The sequence below is a fragment of the Candidatus Hydrogenedens sp. genome (genome assembly GCA_035378955.1).
Taxonomy (GTDB): domain Bacteria; phylum Hydrogenedentota; class Hydrogenedentia; order Hydrogenedentales; family Hydrogenedentaceae; genus Hydrogenedens.
Genome location: DAOSUS010000007.1, coordinates 1 through 18,667 on the forward strand (window position 1 = coordinate 1; position 18,667 = coordinate 18,667).

Genomic DNA, 18,667 nt, shown 5'->3' on the forward strand with positions numbered 1-18,667 from the left:
GGACTCCCGAAGGTACACCGGAAGGCACCCCCGAAGGTACACCGGAAGGCACCCCCGAAGGCACACCGGAAGGAACACCCGAAGGTGAAGGTGAAGGTACAGTAGAATATGCCATTGTTCCTTATGTAATAGGAGAGACATTAGCATCTGCGAATTCACAGATTTTAGATGCTGGTCTTACTGTTGGAAATATTGTAGAAGCATGCAGTGATGATTATCCGGCAGGTACAGTTATTTCGCAAGCCCCGACTGGTGGAAATACAGCGGAATTAGGTAGTCCTGTAGATTTAGTCGTTGCATGTGGTCCTTGTGTAACTATCCCGAATGTAGTTGGCGAACAAGTTACAAATGCGTTATCAACAATAATAGGCTATGGATTATCTATTGGTGATATTATTTCTGTATGTGATAATACAGCTCCAATAGGTTTCGTGTTGTATCAAGACCCATTACCTGTATCAAATACCTGTGTGTCTGAAACGACACCATCAATTACAGTGGATTTGTATGTAGTTTGTGGACCATGTATGTCTGTAACCTTCCCGTATGTAGTAGGGAATACCGAAGGGTTAGCAACGAGTATTTTAACAGGACTTGGATATAGCATAGATGATGTAGTTTATGTTTGTGATGATGTTGTCCCAGCAGGATATGTGATAGACCAATATCCTCCATCTGACTTAAATACACCACCATTGATTAATACATGCAATCTAGATGTAGACCTACTTGTTTCGACAGGTCCGTGTAAGTAATAACAAACTTTAGATATACTGGGTCTCTGGCATTGCGAAATGTCAGAGACCTTTAGTTTTTATGGTAATAAATTATTTTATATGTTATAATTTAATAAACTTTAGGAAGAAGAATATCAATGAAGATGAATTTTTTCAAAAGGTATGGAATTATATTTGTTATTTTATTTTGTATTATTTCAAAAATTGCTTTTTCTCAGGAAATGCAAGCTCTTATTGCATACTCAAATGGAACGATAATTAAATTAACAGAAGACAATAGAAAATCTATCTTTGGAGATGAAAATTTACAACAAAAGGATTTATTTACTGCTTATGGTATTACATTTAATATAAGTTATCAAGATGTTAATACAGGTTTTAATGACCCAACATTAGGTTCGCAAAGAAAATCCGTGTTGCAAAATGCGTTAGAATATGTTGCAAGCGTATTAAATACACCGGGAGGTAGGGTAGATATAAATGTTTCTTCTACTGTTTTAGCAGGACAATATTTGGCGAATGCTGGTCCTATAGTAGTTTGGTATTTACCTTTAACTCCGGGTATTAATAATGGGTGTGTATTCCAGCATTTGTTAAATGGAAGTGTTGATCCTAATGGTTCAGGTTATCCAGATATGCAATTAACCGTAAACTGGAATTATGACTATTATTTAGGGACAGGGGACCCGGGTCCTATGCAATTTGATTTGTTAAGTGTTCTTATTCATGAATTTACACATGGGATTGGTTTTTTATCTTCTATTGCTTATAACGATTCTGTATGCGGTAGGGGCTCAAGGCCTAATGGAACAGGTTGGACAGGTTCTCAACCGGATATTTATTCAGCAATGGATACATATCTGGTTACAGGAAATAACAATTATTTCATAAATTCCTCATTTTATTATATAGGTCAAAATAGTTACTTTGTTGGTAGTGATAATGGAGTATACTGTGCTGGACCTGAAGCAACATCTGTTTGGGGAACAAGACCTCGAATTTATTCTCCTTCCACCTTTGAGTGTGGAAGCAGTATCAGTCACTGGAATTCTTTGGGTGCAATAATGGACCCCAGTATTGCTCCAGGAGTAAAGAAAAGAGAATATTTACCTTTTGAAGTTGCTTTCTTACGAGATATGGGTTATACGAACGCAAGTTTGCCTTCAGGGGAAGGAGAAGGAATTATTGAAGGAGAGGGTATTACAGAAGGTGAAGGGACAACTGAAGGAGAGCCAGTGATATGTAATTATATAACAGATTGTCCTGATTTTGTGGGCGAAGGAAATCTATTTTATGCAGAACTATCAAATAGATTGGGAAATCCAACTCTTAACTGGAATACTTCTGACTTAGATGGCTCTGGTATTCCAGATTCTTGGGAAATAGCCTTATTAAAGAAAGTGTTATGTCAACCTGTCGTCTACTGGCGTTTAGATGCAACATGTGTATATTTAGAAAATTTAACAAAAATCAGAACAGAACCACAATATGAATTATGGTTACAGCCTTATGAACATGTTATTGCAGGATTGTTATCAATAAGTAGCGAATTCTAATCCGTATTTTCGGTATTAAATCTTGTTAATGAATACCAGACAATAAAAAGTACTGAAAAAACGGTTGATGAAATCTTGTCGGGTATAGGTGATGCAGATAGAGATAACTATTCTAATCGGACAGAATATAATAACTGCATTAATTTTGGATTAGGACTAAATGATTACTTAATTGTAGTATTGCATCCTGATTTAGATGGAACAGAAGCCCCACAGGATGCATTATCGGTTAGCCAGGGAATACAAATATTTCTTTATTTTCTATCTATTCTGATTCTGGGATTCGTTTTACTATTCAGCCCTCGATTATCTTTACATCGCAAATAAGATGCTGTTAAAAGTATCTATTTCTTGTAGTTTCGCAAGATATTAAGTATTTCTTGGGCAGTATTTCCCCATGAAAATAATTTTGCTCTTTCTTTGCCTTTAATAGATAATTGGAATCTAAGAGATTCATCTGTTAAAATTTTATAAAGGTTTTTAGATATTTCTGATATATCATAGGGATTAATAAGAATACCACTATCAGCAACAATTTCAGGAATAGAAGAACAATTAGAGGCAAGAATAGGGGTTTCGCAGTTCATCGCCTCTATGACGGGTAGACCGAAACCTTCCCATAAGGAAATAAGAACAAGTACCGAAGCAGAACTAATCAAAGCAACCTTTTCCTCTTCATTTTCAAGGTATCCTAAATAATGAATTTTATAAGCATACTTGCTTCCTTTTATCTTATTTAATATAGGCTCATATAACCAGCCTAAACTACCAACTATTACAAGATGATGTAAAATTTCCGAATGATTGTCACATAAATCTTCGTATGCTTCAATAAGACGAATTATGTTTTTTCGAGGCTGAATTCTACCCAGATAAAGGATATAAGGATTTACTATTCCATACTTTTCTTTAGTTTTATTTTGTTCCTCTTCAGTTGCTTTTGATACCTTATTACTCACTCCTAAATAAACTCTGTGTAATCGAGGTTCAATTTCAGGAAATAGTTTAAGTATAGATTGTTTGGAAGAATCACTAATGGTTATGAATAATTGATTTGTTCTGACGGCAAGATTTAGTTCAAGTTTTGCTTTGAATCGTGCAGACCATGTGAATTCAGTTGGGAAATCATAATAGGCTATATCAAAAATTGTGCATGATTTTGGACAATTACCCCAGCACGGTGTTTGTAAGGAAGGGGAATAAAAAATATCAGGAGGATTCGCATTTAGTTCTTTCGGTAGAACTGTTTGAGTCCAAAATTTTTTCTTCGGTAAAACCTTAATTTCAATATTTTTATTTTCTTTTAGAGGAAAAAAAGGTTTTGGAAAAGAATCTAAATATATTACTAATTTATCATTATTTAGTAAAGGCTCAATGGCTTTTAATAATTCATAACAAAATTGACCACTACCTACCTTATGAATGTCATTTGCTAATCTACCATCAAAACCGATAATCATTTACAGCCTCTTAAAAAATATTTCATTTATCATACGAAAAATGATAGAATTTAAAATGCGAAAATTAATATTTGATATTAATAAATTGTTTACAAACAATATTACAATATAATATTATAGTTATGGTAATTGAAGCAATGAGCATATTAGTGAAATGTCATTCAAAAAGGATATGAAATGTTAAGTTGGCGAAAAGATTCAGAAGTAGAGAAAAAAAATGTCGGCAAAACAAAAGCTCCAGTAGAGAAAGAAACAGGAACGAAAAATAAAAATCAGGAGGTTCAGGAAACCCGTGGAGAGATAGCCCATAAAAGACTGGGAGATTTACTTCTTGAAGAGAAATTAATCACTTTAGAGCAATTAGCAGAGGCATTAAAGATACAGTCAGAAGAAGGAGGTTTTTTAGGGAGAATATTGGTTGAAAAAGGTTTTATTAAACAGGAGGCTGTATCGGCATGTCTTGCTAAGCAATGTAAAATACCGCACATCAATCTTGTCGAATATGATATTTCACCTGAGGTTATACATCTTGTTCCCGAAGAAATTTGTAGAAAAAGATATTTGCTTCCTATAGATAAATTGGGTCGAATTTTGACTGTAGCTATGGTTGACCCATTAGATACAGATGCTCTGGAAGAGGTGAAAAATTACTGTTCGGATTTAAGAATAAAACCGATATTGTGTAGTTGGGATGATTTAAATCGGGCTTTTGAGAAGGCTTTTCATAAAAGCAAACAAAGCAGTGGTATGATGTCTGTCCTGACCTCTGATTCATTAGGTTTGGGGATGTTAGAAACGGAAACATCAGAAACAGAAAGTCCTGTCGAATCAGAACCTATTCTTCCAGAATCTGTTCTGGAAGAAGTAGAGAAAATATCAGAGAAAACAGAGGATACATTTCTCCACGAAAATCGGGTTTCCCCCGCTATCCGAGAAATTGGAGAAAAAACTACACAAACTCCTATTACCAAGGAGATAGTTGTTGATACCTCTGTTGTACAGGCAATACGCGAACTTCCAAAGATTCTTTCTGAATCTATTCGCGAATCTCTTACACAAGTAAATATTAATATTCCAATGCCTCCACCAACGCACTCCTCAACGCCGTCTATTTCTGAAGAGCGATTTGCTGAATTGGTGCAGGAACTAAGTACTGTGTATAGAGAATCTATTACTCAGGTGGCTCAGAATATTTACTTAAAAATAAATGAAGATATGGTTCAAGGGCAGACCCAAATAGCCAATGTTATTCAGTCCAATATCGCCGGTGTTTTCCAGCAAGCTATCACTACAATGATAACTCAATTGAAGGAAGAAATATCTTTAAGAGAAAAGAATTTCCAGACAAATACGGAACAGTTAGCAATTGTAATACGAGATGGCATAAGTGAATTATCAAATCAGTTGCTCAATTCAGTATCGAATGAGATACAGAATTCAACTCGTGTTATAGTGCAAATTCCAGAAGAGGTAGCTAAGACTGTAGAAAAGATTGTTGAGAAAGTAGATAATACAGACCAAAAGATTTCTTCGCAGATGGTTACCCCTGAGAAGACACAAGAAATTCTTGTGGCTGTGAAAGATTCTATCGTGAATGGACTTCAAACTACTTTGGAATCCACAATATCCAAATTGGTAGAAGAATTTAAACAAGGAGAAGAAACAGGAGAACCCGACCCTATTTTATTAAATCTTACGGAAGCAATTAGAAAATTAGATGAAGCCATTCTTGAAAATCGTAAAGTTCAGGAATCGCAAGTGCAAAAATTTGCTCAAATTACGGAATCAGTCCTTCAATCCGTTCAGCAGACAACGACTCAGGCAATCAAGGAAATCATAAAAGATAGAGAACGGGAGCGTCTGGAAGTAAAAGAAGAAAAACCAAAAACAGACCCCCCCATCATTCCTGAATTAAAAGAAGTTGTAGAACAGTTGAAAGAATCCGTACAAAAAACACAGGAAATACAAGGTGTCCAGACAGAAAAGATAGCCCGATTAACAGAGACAACCTTGGAATCCGTGCAACAAACTGCCCAATTAGTAGAAACGCTAACCATAATGGAGGGGAAACGAATAGAAACATTAGAAGAGAAAAAACGGAGATTATCTGCCGTTTCTCCCTTTGGAAATAGTCAAACAGCACCTCCGGAGGAAGTGGAGGAATCAGACAAAGAAGTTTGGAAAGCCCTTGAATCCGAACAACCGCTGGAAACGCTTACCTTTGATAATTTTTTCCCCGGTACTGTGAATGCATTTACATTTAAATTGAGTAAAGCAGTTGCAGAAAATCCGGGAACCGAATACAATCCCTATTTTCTTTATGGAAATGTAGGTATTGGGAAAACGCATTTAATTAGTGCTATTGGTAACGGGATACTAAAAAAACATCCCAAAATGAGAGTAGGTTATGTATCTGCCAGCCATTTTTCAAGGAGATTAACAGAAGCATTAAAAGAAGGAGCCTTAGACCTATTTCGTGAGAATTATTGCCACTGGGATGTATTAATTCTTGATGACATTCAATTTTTAGGAGGAAAGGTTGAAGCCCAGGAAGAATTTTTCCATGTATTCAATGTCCTTCATCAAAATAAAAGGCAAATTATTATTGCCAGTGATAAAGCCCCCGACCGTTTGGGTATGTTAGAACAAAGATTGGTTTCACGTTTTTCCAGTGGAATTGTAGCCGAATTAAAATCACCCGAATGGGAAACACGAATGCAAATTTTGCGAAATCAAGTTAAGGAAGCAGGGGTTCAGGTTCCAGAAGAAGTGTTAGGTTTAATAGCCATGCGTGTCCCCAATGATGTTCGCAAAATGATGGGTTCGTTGAAAAAGATTATTGCCTTTGCAAAATTGGTTGGACAAAGCATTACCTGTGAGATGGCAGATGAAATATTAAGTCATTTAGGAGTTGTAGCGGCGTGAATTTAAAGAAATATATATGTTGTAGATTTCGTTTATAATATAAATATAAAAGACAATTAGAGTATTCATATATTTAGGAGATTGAGTGTGAGAATAGCTAAAAAGCGATTACCTGAAATGCTTCTCGATTTGGGAGTAATTACAAAAGAGAAATTAAATGAATGTATAAAGATTCAACAACAGACCGGGAAGAATCTTCAGGATATATTACTTGAAAAGAAATATATATCAGAGGAAGAACTGGTAGAAACGCTTAGTGAACAACTTCAAATTCCCCATATCCGTGTCTCTAATTATGCAATACCCAAAGAGGTGCTTGCCGAAGTGCCAGAAGGGCTTGCAAAACAATATCAAGTTTTACCCATATCCGTGACAGGGGATATTTTAACACTTGCAATGGCAAATCCCTTAAATATCCTTGCTTTAGATGATATTCGGATGATTACCGGAAAGGAAATTGAACCTGTCATTGCTATGCCATCAGAACTTCATGATGTAATAGAAAAAAATTATAGCGGTGATAGAGCATCGGAAATATATGCTTCTTTATTAGCCGAGCATTCACAACAAGAAGAACTTGAAGAACTTAAATCTTCATCTGAAGAGGTTGAAGATGTTAGTAAAATAGAATCTGTTGAGGAAGATGAACCTGTAAAAAAGATGGCACGCCTCATTGTTTTAGATGCCCTGGAAAGAGGTGCCTCTGATATACATATTGAACCTTTTGAAAAGATTATTCGTATTCGCTATCGTGTAGATGGTGCTCTCGAAGAAGCAAAATCTCCACCAAAATCCATGCAATCAAATCTTGTTGCACGATTTAAAATTCTATCAGGTTATCGAATTGATGAACATCGTCTCCCTCAGGATGGGCGTTTTCGAATTAAATTTCGTAATAGAGAGATTGACTTTCGTGTTGCCTTTCTACCCTGTAAATATGGGGAAAAAATAGTATTGCGTGTATTGGATAAGAGTAATTTGGTATTGAATCTCGAAGATATGGGATTTGAACCCCAACCTTTACAAGCATTGTATCATGCGTTAGATTTACCTCATGGGATGATTCTTTTAACAGGACCTACAGGAAGTGGAAAAACCACCACTCTTTATAGTTGTTTAACTCGTCTTAACACCATTGAATACAATATCGTAACTGTAGAAGACCCTATAGAATATGAATTGTTTGGTATAAATCAGGTTCAAGTGCAACCTCGAATTGGATTTACCTTTGCAGAGGCATTACGACAAATTTTGCGTCAGGACCCTGATATTGTGATGGTCGGTGAAATCCGTGATGGAGAAACAGCCGATATTGCAGTGAAGGCTGCATTAACAGGGCATCTTGTTTTAAGTACATTACACACAAATGATGCTGCAGGTGTATTCCCGCGTTTGATTGATATGGGGGTAGAACCTTTCCTTGTCCAATCTTCAGTAGCCCTTGCGGCGGCACAGCGACTTTTGAAATGAGTTTGTAAAGATTGCAAAGAAAGTATATCTGTAGACCGTAGTGTATTAGAACGAGTACAATTTAAAGGCTTTCCGCATATTCCAAATCCTCAATTTGTCCGAGGACGAGGTTGCCCGAAGTGTAAAGAAACCGGTTACAAAGGACGAATTGCTTGTCTTGAGGCTATGTTGAACTGGCCAGAATTACAGCCTCTGGTTTTGAATCGTGCTTCAGGTTATGAGATTAAAAAACAAGCCATAGCATGTGGAATGAAAACGCTACGACAAAATGCACTTGCTCTTGCCGCACGAAGTTTTACTACGATTGAGCAGGTTCTTGAACATACCATTGCTGATTAATATCTACTACTCAGTATAAAAAGGTGTTCAAATGGAAAGGGAAAATCTTTTAATAAAGGAAGTATTGAATTGTTTTTTGTTTATTTCCTTACTTATATTTTTATCTTCATGTGAAGGAATTTATACAATTCAAGGGAAAGTATTTGCTATTAATGGAGAAGCCCTCCCCGGAGTGTGTGTTTCCAGTCCTGAGATATTTAGCCATGTAGTAACAAACACGAAAGGAAGTTTTGTCTTTCGCCTTTCAAAGCCTATTAGTAAGTTAGAGTTTATAAAATCAGATTACCTCCCTTTTACTGTTTCGATACATTTTGCTGAAAAAAAATATATTACATTAACAGATATATTTCTTACCCCAAAACCTTCAACCCCCGGTGTGTATTTCCTTGATAATGCAAAAAACAGATATTTACCCTTGATAAAAGGAAAAATAGAAAGAACACAGATAGAAAAACAAAATTCTGTTCCTTCCATAAAATTAAGTGAGATAACACAAGTTAAAGATACCTTCCCCAAACTTTATGTTTTCCGATTGCCTCAATACGATGTAACTATGTATCAAATGAAAGAATATGTCCCCAAAGTGGATGAAATGAAATCAGATAAAAAGGTAGATAAAACGGAAAAACAGTCTGATGGAAAAGATACCCCAGTGCCTCAAGAAAGAAAAATATGGATTCCTGATAAACCCGTTTTAACCCATACCAAATTTCTTTCAGAAATGGATACAAGTTTATTTCTATTGAAACCTGTAAGTGAGTTGAAACCGGGTGTTTATTGTATAAATTGGCGAGCTTTTGAAATGCCCTTTCCACGAATAAGCGAATGCTTTCTATTTTCTATTGTAGAAGAGTCTGAAATAAAAGAATCTTCGACGGAACCTGCTACATCGGATACAAAAAAGGAGGAAAAAGATAAAATGACGGGGATAGTAAAAAAAATAGCAGATAATTAGAAAATAATATTTTTCGAGTTAGTCTTATAAATGGTAAAATAATGTATTATTTTCGGGACTAAGAGGAAAAGAATATATAACGGGAAAATGCTGTAAATATTTGGATATGTAGTAATGAAAAAAACAGATACCCAAAATAATATTGACGATATATTATCAAAAGATACCTTAAAACTGAAATTAGAACAGTTTGAAGGTCCTTTTGAAATACTTCTTTATCTAATAAAAGAGCAAGAGATAGATATTTTTGATATTCCAATTGTTCAGATAACGGAACAATATCTCGAAATTCTTGATTTGATGAAGGAAAGGCAGTTAGAAATTGCAGGCGATTTTCTTGTAATGGCAGCCACGCTTATCCAGATTAAATCACGAATGCTCCTTCCTCCGGATACGGACGAAGAAGAAGAGGTCGAAGAGGAAGACCCGAGATTGGAATTAGTAGAGCGTCTCTTAGAATATCGGAAATTTAAAGAACTGGGAAAAAAATTAGGAGAGTTAGAAGAACAAAACGCTGATTATCTACCGCGACAATTTCCTTCTTATTTAGAACCTTCTGTCCAAGAAGAATGGATTGAAGTTACACTTGCGGATTTGATGAAAGCCATAAAGAAAGTTTTGCGTTATCTATTGGAACCTTCTGTGCAATGGATAGAACTTGAAAAATATACAGTAGAAGAAAAAATTACCGAAATATGGGATATATTATCAACACAACAAAGTATTTCCTCTGTAGAACTTTTAAAAGAATGCAAAACAACGATAGAAAAGGTTTGTGTAATTCTGGCAATATTAGAGTTGTGCCGACAAAGAAAAATATCATTTCGTCAACAACAGCCCTATGGGCAATTTTTTTTGTATTTAAACAAAAACTATAAAGAAACCCCTATTGAAATAAATGGTTAATTGGTTACTGAAAATATTTCCTTTTATAAAAATAGATAGAGAACTTACACCTAAAGATTTGGGTAGAGAAGGGGAAAATGAGGCTGTCCGATTTTTAAAAAATCAGGGATTAAAAGTGTTGGGAACGAATATGAGAATAGGTAAATATGAAATTGATTTAATTGCACGAGATGGGGAAGAACTGGTTTTTGTTGAGGTAAAAACATGTCGAAATGATAAATGGAGTTATCCCGAAGATAAAGTTGATTATAAGAAAAGAAAAAATTTAAAGAAAGCAGGAAACCGATATATTACTCGATATGCCCCACAAACGAAATACTTTCGTTTTGATATTGTTGCAATAACATGGGAACCTTCTATATCTATTCATTGGATAAAAAATGCTTTTTAACTGTTAGGGTTTTTCTGTCCATGATAGCCATTCAATTTTTCCTTGAGTATCAATCTTAAATTTTCTTGCTCTTAAATTAGATGAAGGTCCTTCTTCATAATAAACAATAAGTATACTATCATCTTTTAATGTTACCATAGACGGGTATGCACCTATACATGGGTCTACCAATATCGGTTCGTTCCAGGAAATAGCATCGTCTGTGCTTACACTTATACAGGTTCCTTTATTAGGGTAGCGAATACCCATTAATAAAACTCCCGACGGTGCCCGATGTAGATAAGGACAATGTCCCGGGAAAGGTAGTGCCTTACTGATTTCCCATGTTTTACCGTCATCAGCAGATATTGAAAATCCCATAGGCAAATGGCTATGTCCTCGTTGAGCAATAAATAAATTTTGGTTCTTTAATACACATATATCGGGTTCTGCGTCAAGTTTTAATGTTCCGTAATCAATATCTACGGGAGTAGACCAGGTATTCCCTTTATCTTTTGAAAAAGATACGGCTCCACATCCTTCTTTTCGCTCATCTGCATATAGACTGATTATTAATGTCCCATCTGAAAGCGTTCGTATCGGAGAACTGCAATAGTACTCAGAAGAAATTTGTTTAGGCTCAGACCATGTTTTCCCCCAATCTTCAGATAAAATCATCCATGTTCCCAATCCTTCCCAACGACTTTTCTGATTTTCAAGGGGCTTTAAAGAAAAGAAATTACAAACCAACTTGCTATTATCAATTACTGCAATAGATGGGTCACGGTCATCGTAGGGACCATCATAAATAATAAATGGCTGCCCCCATGTTTTTCCTTCATCTTCTGAAAATATACCAGAAATCCGCCCTCCCTTAGGGTGCGCTTCATTAGGTAATGATACATGTTCATAGCCATCATAAAAGACACAAAGCAATCTTCCATCAGGTAGTCTGCATACATCGGGGAAAGCCTCATAAGCCCCTCCACCTCCATCTTTGCATATAACAAGGTAGTCTTTGCCCTCTTGCAGTGCAACAGATTGTCCCTGTGCATGAGATAAAATAATTAAGAAAGCAAAAAGCAATGAACATTGTATAAAAATAAATTGTAATCGTTTCATGTTATGCTCCTTCTATAGGGTTTTGATTATAGGATATGTTAATATTATTACAATAGTAGTTTTAACAAATGAATAACAACTGTAAGGAGGGATATTATGAACAATTTACTTCAAGTAATTAAAGAACGCAGAACTATTCGCAAGTATCAGAATAAACCTATCTCTGATGAATTATTAAATACTGTTCTGGAAGCAGGGAGATGGGCTCAATCATGGGCAAATACGCAATGCTGGCATGTTATTGTAGTAAAAGATGGAAAAATAAAAGAAGAACTTCAAAAAACGGTTCCTTCTGGCAATCCCTCATATCAAGCAATTGTAGATGCCCCTATTTTACTATGTCTTTGTGCTAAGAAAAATATTTCGGGATTTTACAAAGGGAATGCATGCACTCCTTTTGGTGATTGGTTGTTATTTGATATGGGTGTCTTTGCTCAAAATATAGCACTGTCTGCTCATTCATTAGGTTTAGGAACTGTAATTGTAGGACTTTTAGACCAAAAATCGGCTCAAAAAATATTAAAACTTGATGATGACAAAGAATTGGTTGCATTAATGCCACTGGGATTTCCCGCAGATGTTCCTTCGGCACCACCTCGTAAAGAAATAAAAGACTTTGTGCAATATATTTAATCTTTCATTTCTTCTTCAAGTAAATTACACTCAAAAACTTTTTTTAGTAAAGTGTCAATATAAAAAGTCTTTATTTCAAAACCCTGAAAAGAAACCGAAAAACTTAAATCAAGGGGAGGAATATTTATATCTGTTTTCTGTGTATTCCCTGTGGGTTCAAATAATCGTAGAATATAACCATTTTTCTTTTCTGCTTTTTTGAATGCAGAAAGTATGATAGAAGGATTTTCTATTATAATTGCACTTGAATAAGGTTTTCCTTTTTGTGTAGGAGTAAAAGAAAGAAACATAGGTTTCTCGTTATGTGCTAATGCTTCATTGTCTATTACTTGAAATCTTTCCTGTGCATTTCCACCTGATATCCAAAAACGGAATATCCGTTCTCCTTGCTCCATTCGGGGAGTGAATCGGTCCTGAGGTACTAAGGGACGGTTCTTAAAAGGTAAAGAGGAATAAGCAGGTGAATGGAGAAGTGTAAGACGAATGGTATTGTTTATAAAATCAGAGCCGTAAATGCCATCATTGATAATTGTTAATGCCATATTCTTATCTGGACTGTATCCTGCAACCCATTTTTGTGAAACAGCTTCGTATTGCTCTCCGGGTAATTTATCCTTTCCAAAGACAACCTGCCCTATATATTCGGTATCATTCCATGGTAAAGGAATAGAAAGTTTTAACATACGGTCTTTTTCAAACCAAAAAACACGAACCTATATTTCTATTTCCGGGAATACTTTCGGTATCTTATAGTGAATAACTATATAGGAGTTGTTATATTTAAAAATAGCCTCAACAACAGTTCTGACCTCTCCATCTTCAATGACATGTACAGGCGGATATTTGTCTTTTTGAATGCCGTATATTTTTGGGACTTCTGTTTCTTCTAATAGAGAAAAAACGCCCTCGATTTCTTTGTAGTTTAAAACTTCACTTCCCCAAGGGTCTTCATTATCTTTAATTACCATAGGTAAGAAAGCGGAACTTTGAAGAAAATCATCGCCATTTATACGATAAAAATCCATAAGCCCTGTTTGGGTATTTATCCCTATATGTGTGTTGTCTCCTTTAATTTCTATAATTTCATTTTTGATTTTCACATCGGGTTGAGGTCTTTGGGGGAGTATTGTATCTGCCTTTATATCAATCTGTGTGATTTGTGAGGGAGGCAATGTGGCCATAAAAACCATTCTTTTACGCCAATCTACGGCAACATTCCCATATTCTTTTTCTACCTGAGAAGGAATTGATTTCCCGCGGATAGACATTACCGGTAGAACAAAAGAATCTTCAAAGTTAAAATCAGGAAGGCAAAACTCTGCTTCAAAAATAGATTTTACAGGGAATGGATGGGGATTATATGCAAATAAAGGGACAGTATCTGAAGGAGAATCCTCATTTAATTTACATAAAGAGAAAAAACAACGGGCTTTAACACGGGAAATGATATTCAATCCATGGTCTAAAATCTGTAAGGCTGTATCCTCTACAGGAGGAATGGAAGAGCCGGGTAGTATATCATGAAATTCAGCAAATAAAAGATTTTCCAATGCTTGATGAAATTCATCAGTAGGATACTCTAACAGCCCTTGAATGGCACATACACTTGCCATTTTTTCAGTCATATATAAATCATTTTCTAATTTCCTATGTTTTTGTTTTATTCGAATTTGCGAAGTATAACAACCCGGAGCCCACGGATTTAAGTCTCGTTCTAATTGGGGAAATATCCTTTGTTCTTCTTGCAATTCTTTGAAAAAAGAATCTGTTGTAGAATGAAAAATCTCTATTTCATCGGTAGATTGGATAAGTTCCCTTAAATCTTTACAATCCTTAAAAGAGGGACCTCCGCCGTGATTCCCCACACCCCATAAAACAAGCCCTATGGGATGGTCAGGATGTTTTTTTATCCATTGTTCTACTTTTTCTCGTGCTTTCCCTAAGGGGGCATTATACCAACCCATAAAACGATAGGCTATTACCTCAGAACCATCATATCCTTTCCAGATAAATCCTTTTTCGGGTAAAGAAAATATTTCTGCATGAGGTCTTCCAAAAAGATAGTATTTATATCCTGATTTTGCAAGGATTTGAACCAATCCCCGCGAATGTCCAAAGGGGTCAAAATTTATTGCGGTATCAGGTTCTACACCAAATTTTTCTTTGAAATAATTTTTACCAACAAGGACCTGACGCACAAAAGATTCTCCAGATGGCATATTACAATCTGGTTGTAGAAACCATCCCCCCATTATGTTCCATTTACCTTTTTGCACCTGAACCTGAATTCTTTTAAATAGATCAGGGGCGTATTGCTCTACCCATTTATAAAGAACGGCTTCATTATGGTTGAAAATGAATTCATCAAATTGTTCACATAATTCTACAGCCGTTTTAAAGGTAGAGAGGGTTTCCCCAGCACCTTCTTCCCACTCCCATAACCAACATGGGTCTAAATGTGCATTACAGAGAAGATGTATTCGTTGTTTGGACATAGAAAAAAATCCTTATTGCTTTTAATCATTAAGATTTTGTAGAAATGTCTTTTAAGTTAGTTTCAAACTGTTTACGAACTGCTTCGAGATGTCGTGTTATGAGTAATTCTGCCAAATCACCGTCGCGTTGTTCAAAGGCTTCTAATATGCGTTCAGCAAGTCGATCTAATTCTTGTTTCCCAATTAGAACAATATCCACCATTTCATTGATTTTAAGAAAGGCTTGCCACATTGTGTTGTATAAAAGTTCGTAAATCTGGTTTCGTGTCGCTTGTGAGAAAAGACGGAAAAAGCGTTCATTTAGTTTCTGTAATTCTTCTGGATTGTATATGGTTGTTTTTCTTTTTTGAAATAAATAACGAAGTTCGTCCAATTCCTCCTGAGTATGTCTTTCCGCCGCAAGATGAACAACTTGACGAACCATATTATCTCTGAATTCAAGAATGTCTTTTAATAAAGGTAAATTGACCATTCCATTTTCATCACAGATTAAAGTATCAAATAATTCAAGTCCTCCAATCAGGTCAATATCCTGCACAATAATGCCCGAGCCCTGTCGAATCTTGACCAAACCTAATGCCTCTAATCTTTTTAATGCTTCTCGTATGCTATGTCGCGTTGTTTTGAACTGTTCTGCCAGTTCCCGTTCTGTAGGTAATTTTTCCCCCGATTTGTATTCTTTATTAGCAATTTTCCTGCATAGTTCATCTGCAATTTTTTTTGAACGGGTTGAAGAAGAATTTTTGTAATTTTTTTTACTTTCCATAATTGTTCCACCAATTCCAGTTTTTTATTTGACAAATAAGTAATTATTTGATATATTATATAAATTGGTTCAACCAATTATAAAATTTAACATTATTTAAGGAGAATAAAAAATGAAACGAACTGGTTTTACACTCATCGAACTTTTAGTTGTTATTGCCATTATTGGTATCCTTGCTGCAATTTTACTTCCAGCGTTAGCTCGCGCTCGTGAGGCGGCTCGCCGTTCTTCCTGTGCTAATAATTTAAAACAATGGGGACTTGTTTTTAAAATGTATGCCAATGAATCCCCCGGAGGAAAATTCCCCCCCAGTGAATTGGAATTAGGTTGTGGTGCTCGTCCTTGTATGGCATTTGGTCCATTAATTAGTGCTATATATCCGGAATATCTTACCGACCCGGCAATAATTTTCTGTCCTTCCGATGCGAAAGATAAATTAGATAACTTTATGGACCCTCAGACGAAAGAATTCACAATGTTACAAAAGATAGACGGAAATCGTCAGCAAGGTGTAGAAGGGATTGATGCGAGTTATACCTATGCGGATTTTGTGTTTGACCGTTGTGGAAGTGAATATCCTAAAAAATCTACGGCTTCATTGCAGGCATTAGCGACTATAATTGGAAATCCTCTTGACCCTTCTATTACAGAAGGAGCAGCCCAATTTATTGAAGTAATGGAAGATATGATTGATAAATTGAGACCTTATTTTCTTTCCGGAGATGCAAATGGATTTATGCGAGAAGCGGATAATGACAGACAGGTTTCACAAGGATTAGGAAATGGTGGTGGAACGATTGTATATCGTTTAAGAGAAGGTATAGAACGATTTTTAATTACAGATATTAATAATCCTGCTGCAAGTGCAAAGGCACAGAGTTCCATTTTTGTTATGTGGGATAATGTCTCTGACCAGGTAGCAAAATTTAACCATATCCCGGGTGGTAGTAACATTTTATATATGGATGGGCATGTAGCCTTTGTTCGTTTTCCGGGTGAACCACCCATGGTTGCTGAACTCGCTGCAATTATGAGAGTTTTCGATATTGCAGAATAGGCAAAGATAGTAACAGTTTGATAATTCCAATCAGCATACAGAAATTTTCTGTATGCTGATTTTATTTTTTACTTTATGCAATAACAGTGTTCTTCAGAGTTCCTATAGATGAAATCTCTATCTCAACAATATCCCCCTTGGATAGAGTTATTTTAGGAGAGCGTGCCCAACCTACTCCCGAAGGAGTTCCTGTAAAAATAAGAGTGCCTGCTTTCAAAGTTGTATCCTGACTTAGAAAAGATACTAATTCAAAAGGAGAGAAAATCATATCGGAAGTATTTCCCGTTTGCATAATTTGATGATTTACCTTTGTTGTAATCTGAAAGAAATCCTTATTTTTTATATCACTTATAGGAAGCACAAAAGGACCCACAGGGGCAAAGGTATCAAAACTTTTTCCTCGAACCCATTGTCCCCCTCCTAATTCCATTTGCCATCTTCTCGCAGAAACATCATTCCCGATAGTAAAACCCATAATATAGTTATGGGCTTCTTCTACTTTTACATTTTTTATATCAGATTTTATGATAATTACCAACTCCCCTTCATAATCTACCTCATTATTGCAAACCTCAGGAATTTTTATAGGGTCAAGATGAGCAGTAATTGCAGACGGATTTTTCATGAAAACAACAGGGTATTCAGGTATGGGTTTATTTGTTTCTTTGGCATGTCCCTTGTAGTTTAATCCAATACATAAGATAGCCGGAGGATTAACAGGGGGAAGCCATTTCTTGGGCAAAATTTTTTTATCAGTCATCTTTAATGAGTTATCAAATGGGTTCCCTTCAAGTTCATATAGATTATTATCTTCTGCAATAGTTATGTACAAAATATTACCTTGTTCATTAATAATTCTGCCCCATTTCATAATGGTTCCTTTCTATAGCAGGATTTCCTTTTTAGTTTCTTTCAATGATTTGTTTTGGATAGAATTATAAAAATAAATCATAATAGATGTGAAATAGCACTTTTAAATAACATCTAACTATAAGGAGAAACTCAATGTCCTTAACAAGACGAAGATTTTTAAAAGTTACAGGAATAGGTCTTTCGGCTTTCGGATTGTCCCATTCTCTATTCGGTGATGAAAGAAAGATAGAATACTCTTTTGCAGCATGTGATTGGTCCCTATGGACTGAGGGTCCTTCGGCTCTTGACCTAGCTAAACAAATTGGTTTGAATGGTGTAGAAATTTCTGCAGGAAAACCAGAAGATAAAATTGCCATTGCTAATTCAGAATTAAAGGAACAGTATAAATCAAAAATGCAAGAAACGGGAATCGTTATTCCTTCTATTGCTATGGGTCTTTTGAACGATGCCCCATTAGCCAGTGAACCCCGAGCAATAAATTGGATTCTGGATACCATTGATTCTGCAAAGGAGTTGAATGCAAAAGTAATATTGCTTGCTTTCTTTGGTAAAGGGGATTTAAGAGATAAGAATGGATTGAAGAATAATGATGTAGCAGAAGTAATAAACCGTTTGAAAGAATGTGCTCCAAAAGCAAAAGAAAAAGGGATTATTTTGGGTATTGAAAATACTTTATCTGCCCAACAAAATATGGAAATTTTAGAGAAAATAGGAAGCGATGCATGCAAGGTATACTATGATGTTGGCAATTCTACATATAATGGTTATGATGTTCCTGCTGAGATACGAATGCTTAAAGATAAAATATGTCAAATACATTTCAAGGATGGTGCTTTCTATTTAGGTAAAGGGAAAGTGAAAATGGAGCCTATTGCCGAGGCTGTAAAAGAAGTTAATTACAAAGGATGGCTTGTTTTAGAAACAGGATTACCTACAATGAATAAAGTAAATGATTTTAAGAAGAATTTAGATTTTCTTCGTCAATTATTCGGTTAACAATTAA

18 protein-coding genes are annotated in these 18,667 nt (G+C 35.6%); 12 read left to right on the forward strand and 6 right to left on the reverse strand.

The window, feature by feature from the left end; genetic code table 11:
* The 3 genes from PLA12_02720 to PLA12_02730 all read left to right on the forward strand — a co-directional run.
* Nucleotides 1-755 (forward strand): PASTA domain-containing protein (locus tag PLA12_02720; protein HOQ31404.1); only part of this gene is annotated, 755 nt, incomplete at its 5' end.
* A 119-nt stretch (nt 756-874) separates the two neighbouring features.
* The gene (locus tag PLA12_02725) at nt 875-2,293 is read left to right on the forward strand and encodes a hypothetical protein (GenBank protein HOQ31405.1); all 1,419 of its coding nucleotides are present in this window, start codon (nt 875-877) and stop codon (nt 2,291-2,293) included.
* 75 nt (nt 2,294-2,368) lie between these two features.
* Nucleotides 2,369-2,620 (forward strand): hypothetical protein, encoded by a 252-nt coding sequence (locus PLA12_02730; protein ID HOQ31406.1) that lies wholly within the window; start codon nt 2,369-2,371, stop codon nt 2,618-2,620.
* 17 nt (nt 2,621-2,637) lie between these two features.
* Here PLA12_02730 and PLA12_02735 read toward each other — a convergent pair whose 3' ends face one another.
* Nucleotides 2,638-3,753 carry a glycosyltransferase family 1 protein gene (locus PLA12_02735; protein HOQ31407.1) on the reverse strand — a complete coding sequence of 372 codons (1,116 nt, stop codon included), beginning with the start codon at nt 3,751-3,753 and terminating at the stop codon, nt 2,638-2,640.
* Between the two features lie 177 nt (nt 3,754-3,930).
* Between PLA12_02735 and PLA12_02740 the strand changes: the two genes are divergently transcribed.
* From PLA12_02740 to PLA12_02765, 6 genes are all read left to right on the forward strand, one after another.
* Entirely contained in the window at nt 3,931-6,678 is a 2,748-nt protein-coding gene (locus PLA12_02740; GenBank protein ID HOQ31408.1) for a DnaA/Hda family protein, read from the forward strand.
* A gap of 87 nt (nt 6,679-6,765) precedes the next feature.
* Nucleotides 6,766-8,148 (forward strand): ATPase, T2SS/T4P/T4SS family, encoded by a 1,383-nt coding sequence (locus PLA12_02745; GenBank protein HOQ31409.1) that lies wholly within the window; start codon nt 6,766-6,768, stop codon nt 8,146-8,148.
* Nucleotides 8,149-8,313: 165 nt separating this feature from the next.
* A complete protein-coding gene (locus PLA12_02750; protein HOQ31410.1) occupies nt 8,314-8,487 on the forward strand; it encodes a hypothetical protein in 174 nt (57 codons plus the stop codon).
* 31 nt (nt 8,488-8,518) lie between these two features.
* Nucleotides 8,519-9,442: a hypothetical protein gene (locus PLA12_02755; protein ID HOQ31411.1), complete on the forward strand. Its 924-nt coding sequence runs from the start codon at nt 8,519-8,521 to the stop codon at nt 9,440-9,442.
* A gap of 114 nt (nt 9,443-9,556) precedes the next feature.
* On the forward strand, nt 9,557-10,348 hold the full coding sequence (locus PLA12_02760) for a segregation/condensation protein A (protein HOQ31412.1): 792 nt from the start codon (nt 9,557-9,559) through the stop codon (nt 10,346-10,348).
* Nucleotides 10,341-10,739: a YraN family protein gene (locus tag PLA12_02765; protein ID HOQ31413.1), complete on the forward strand. Its 399-nt coding sequence runs from the start codon at nt 10,341-10,343 to the stop codon at nt 10,737-10,739. The genes PLA12_02760 and PLA12_02765 overlap by 8 nt, the downstream gene beginning before the upstream one ends.
* A gap of 3 nt (nt 10,740-10,742) precedes the next feature.
* On the opposite strand, the gene PLA12_02770 is transcribed toward PLA12_02765, so the two are convergent.
* A complete protein-coding gene (locus PLA12_02770; GenBank protein ID HOQ31414.1) occupies nt 10,743-11,840 on the reverse strand; it encodes a sialidase family protein in 1,098 nt (365 codons plus the stop codon).
* A 96-nt stretch (nt 11,841-11,936) separates the two neighbouring features.
* Between PLA12_02770 and PLA12_02775 the strand changes: the two genes are divergently transcribed.
* A complete protein-coding gene (locus tag PLA12_02775; protein ID HOQ31415.1) occupies nt 11,937-12,473 on the forward strand; it encodes a nitroreductase family protein in 537 nt (178 codons plus the stop codon).
* Here the strand turns inward: PLA12_02775 and PLA12_02780 are convergent.
* Genes PLA12_02780 through PLA12_02790 form a run of 3 tightly spaced genes read right to left on the reverse strand, consistent with a single transcriptional unit; the run spans nt 12,470 to nt 15,734 of the window.
* Nucleotides 12,470-13,156, reverse strand: a complete 687-nt coding sequence (locus PLA12_02780) for a glycosyl hydrolase-related protein (protein ID HOQ31416.1) — start codon at nt 13,154-13,156, stop codon at nt 12,470-12,472. The genes PLA12_02775 and PLA12_02780 overlap by 4 nt on opposite strands.
* 30 nt (nt 13,157-13,186) lie before the next feature.
* Nucleotides 13,187-14,968, reverse strand: coding sequence for an alpha-mannosidase (locus PLA12_02785; GenBank protein HOQ31417.1), 1,782 nt, complete (start codon nt 14,966-14,968; stop codon nt 13,187-13,189).
* A gap of 28 nt (nt 14,969-14,996) precedes the next feature.
* Complete coding sequence (locus PLA12_02790; GenBank protein ID HOQ31418.1) at nt 14,997-15,734, reverse strand: FadR/GntR family transcriptional regulator; 738 nt, start codon at nt 15,732-15,734, stop codon at nt 14,997-14,999.
* A 112-nt stretch (nt 15,735-15,846) separates the two neighbouring features.
* Here PLA12_02790 and PLA12_02795 point away from each other — a divergent pair, with 112 nt between their 5' ends.
* On the forward strand, nt 15,847-16,791 hold the full coding sequence (locus PLA12_02795) for a DUF1559 domain-containing protein (protein HOQ31419.1): 945 nt from the start codon (nt 15,847-15,849) through the stop codon (nt 16,789-16,791).
* Between the two features lie 73 nt (nt 16,792-16,864).
* Here the strand turns inward: PLA12_02795 and PLA12_02800 are convergent, their stop codons facing one another.
* Nucleotides 16,865-17,662 (reverse strand): fumarylacetoacetate hydrolase family protein, encoded by a 798-nt coding sequence (locus PLA12_02800; protein HOQ31420.1) that lies wholly within the window; start codon nt 17,660-17,662, stop codon nt 16,865-16,867.
* 134 nt (nt 17,663-17,796) lie between these two features.
* Between PLA12_02800 and PLA12_02805 the strand changes: the two genes are divergently transcribed.
* A complete protein-coding gene (locus tag PLA12_02805) occupies nt 17,797-18,660 on the forward strand; it encodes a sugar phosphate isomerase/epimerase family protein (protein ID HOQ31421.1) in 864 nt (287 codons plus the stop codon).
* Nucleotides 18,661-18,667: the final 7 nt, after the last annotated feature.

Bases quoted from the DNA above. Each gene is read 5' to 3' on its own strand.
- PLA12_02725 (HOQ31405.1), top strand. From the start codon at position 875: ATGAAGATGAATTTTTTCAAAAGGTATGGAATTATATTTGTTATTTTA.
- PLA12_02735 (HOQ31407.1), bottom strand. From the start codon at position 3,753: ATGATTATCGGTTTTGATGGTAGATTAGCAAATGACATTCATAAGGTA.
- PLA12_02740 (HOQ31408.1), top strand. From the start codon at position 3,931: ATGTTAAGTTGGCGAAAAGATTCAGAAGTAGAGAAAAAAAATGTCGGC.
- PLA12_02750 (HOQ31410.1), top strand. From the start codon at position 8,314: ATGTTGAACTGGCCAGAATTACAGCCTCTGGTTTTGAATCGTGCTTCA.
- PLA12_02755 (HOQ31411.1), top strand. From the start codon at position 8,519: ATGGAAAGGGAAAATCTTTTAATAAAGGAAGTATTGAATTGTTTTTTG.
- PLA12_02760 (HOQ31412.1), top strand. From the start codon at position 9,557: ATGAAAAAAACAGATACCCAAAATAATATTGACGATATATTATCAAAA.
- PLA12_02765 (HOQ31413.1), top strand. From the start codon at position 10,341: ATGGTTAATTGGTTACTGAAAATATTTCCTTTTATAAAAATAGATAGA.
- PLA12_02770 (HOQ31414.1), bottom strand. From the start codon at position 11,840: ATGAAACGATTACAATTTATTTTTATACAATGTTCATTGCTTTTTGCT.
- PLA12_02775 (HOQ31415.1), top strand. From the start codon at position 11,937: ATGAACAATTTACTTCAAGTAATTAAAGAACGCAGAACTATTCGCAAG.
- PLA12_02780 (HOQ31416.1), bottom strand. From the start codon at position 13,156: ATGTTAAAACTTTCTATTCCTTTACCATGGAATGATACCGAATATATA.
- PLA12_02785 (HOQ31417.1), bottom strand. From the start codon at position 14,968: ATGTCCAAACAACGAATACATCTTCTCTGTAATGCACATTTAGACCCA.
- PLA12_02790 (HOQ31418.1), bottom strand. From the start codon at position 15,734: ATGGAAAGTAAAAAAAATTACAAAAATTCTTCTTCAACCCGTTCAAAA.
- PLA12_02795 (HOQ31419.1), top strand. From the start codon at position 15,847: ATGAAACGAACTGGTTTTACACTCATCGAACTTTTAGTTGTTATTGCC.
- PLA12_02800 (HOQ31420.1), bottom strand. From the start codon at position 17,662: ATGAAATGGGGCAGAATTATTAATGAACAAGGTAATATTTTGTACATA.
- PLA12_02805 (HOQ31421.1), top strand. From the start codon at position 17,797: ATGTCCTTAACAAGACGAAGATTTTTAAAAGTTACAGGAATAGGTCTT.